Genomic DNA, 1,626 nt, shown 5'->3' on the forward strand with positions numbered 1-1,626 from the left:
AACCCTTCTCCCGCCGGGAGAAGGTGGCCGAAGGCCGGATGAGGGGCGCGGCCGACTCGTCTCCGCGCTGAAATTCACGGCGATCGATAACTAAAAGGACAGTGGGAAAGTAGCCATGCGCGGGGCGCCCCTCATCCGGCCGCTGCGCGTCCACCTTCTCCCGCCGGGAGAAGAGCTCGAACTACTCGAACGTCCGCCGATTCTGCTTCTTCGCGCTGTCGCGACGTTTGCCTTCCAAGCGACGCTCTTTCGAGCCCTTGCTCGGCTTCGTCGGGCGGCGTTTCTTCGGTGCGACGGCGATACTTACCAGCATTTCGCGCACTTTCTCGAAGCAGTCTTCGATGTTGCTCGGCTGGTCGCGATGTCGGTCGCTGGTGATGACGAGCTCCCCTTCGGTCGTGAGCCGGGAAGCGAACTTCGCCAAGAAGCGGGCTCGCACGGGCTCGGGCAGGCTCGGCGTGCGGGTCGGGTCCCAGCGCATCACGGCTTTCGAGTTCACCTTGTTCACGTTTTGTCCGCCGGGCCCGGAACTGCGAACGTAGGTGAACTCGAACTCCGCGCGCGGAATACGGATATGCGGAGCGACGACGAGCATGAGCGGAAACCTCGGCAGACGATGCGAACGGACGCGGCGACATGCCGCGCGACGATGAGGGACGACTCCGCACCTCACGCCGGGTATATTATACGACGTACCGCCGCCAGAGACGATCCGACTTCCGCCGAGGTTCGCGCCATGACGACCTACGCCCGCTTTCCGCTCCCCGTGCTCGCCGCTTGGCTCGCGTTGTGTTGCGGTGCCTGCTCAAAGGCTCCCGCCGAGCAAGTCGCCGCGCCGGCGGCAGCTCTGCCGACCCAAGCTGCTCCGACGGAAGTCGTACAACTCGCCGCCGTGCAAACGGAAGTCGCACCCACGAACGCCGCGCAAACTGCTTCGACGCTGCCGCCGGATCTCGGCACGCGCCCCGCCGGTTCCGATTGGGCGGCGTTTCTCGGGCCGACCGGCGATGGGAAATCGCAGGAAACCGGTTTGATCTCGCCGTGGCCGGCCGTCGGGCCGAAGCTGGTGTGGCAGATTCCGGTCGGCATCGGCTACGGCATGCCGGCGATCAGCCGCGGTCGAATGTTCCAGTTCGACATGCGCGGCAAGAAGGCGAAGCTGACTTGTGCAAAGTCGGAAACGGCCGAAGAGCTTTGGAAGTTCGAATATCCGACCGACTACGAAGATATGTACGGCTACGACAACGGCCCACGTTGCATGCCGATCGTCGACGGCGACATGGTCTACATCTTCGGGGCCGAGGGGATGTTGCACGCGCTGCGCACGGTCGACGGCAGCCTCGTCTGGAAGGCCGACACCACGCGCGATTACGGCGTCGTGCAGAACTTCTTCGGCGTCGGCTACGGGATGCCGGCCGTGAGCCGGGGGCGATTGTTTCAGTTCGACATGCGCGTCCGCAAAGCGCAACTGCTCTGCCTGAAGGCCGAGACGGCCGAGGAGCTTTGGAAGTTCGAGTATTCGACCGAGTACGAAGACATGTACGGCTACGACAACGGCCCCCGCTGCATGCCGGTCGTCGACGGCGACATGGTCTACATCTTCGGCGCCGAGGGAGTGCTACATGC

2 protein-coding genes are annotated in these 1,626 nt (G+C 64.2%); one reads left to right on the forward strand and one right to left on the reverse strand.

The window, feature by feature from the left end:
• Nucleotides 1-181: 181 nt before the first annotated feature.
• The gene (gene arfB / locus K8U03_11430; GenBank protein ID MCE9605497.1) at nucleotides 182-595 is read right to left on the reverse strand and encodes an aminoacyl-tRNA hydrolase; all 414 of its coding nucleotides are present in this window, start codon (nucleotides 593-595) and stop codon (nucleotides 182-184) included.
• Nucleotides 596-736: 141 nt separating this feature from the next.
• Here arfB and K8U03_11435 point away from each other — a divergent pair.
• Nucleotides 737-1,626, forward strand: an 890-nt coding sequence (locus K8U03_11435; GenBank protein MCE9605498.1) for a PQQ-like beta-propeller repeat protein, incomplete at its 3' end; no start/stop codon positions are given.

This window comes from Planctomycetia bacterium, from assembly GCA_021413845.1.
In the GTDB taxonomy this organism is placed as follows: Bacteria; Planctomycetota; Planctomycetia; order Pirellulales; family PNKZ01; genus PNKZ01.

What these genes read in the sequence shown, in the direction of transcription:
- arfB (MCE9605497.1), bottom strand. Translation starts at nt 595, where the DNA reads ATGCTCGTCGTCGCTCCGCATATCCGTATTCCGCGCGCGGAGTTCGAG.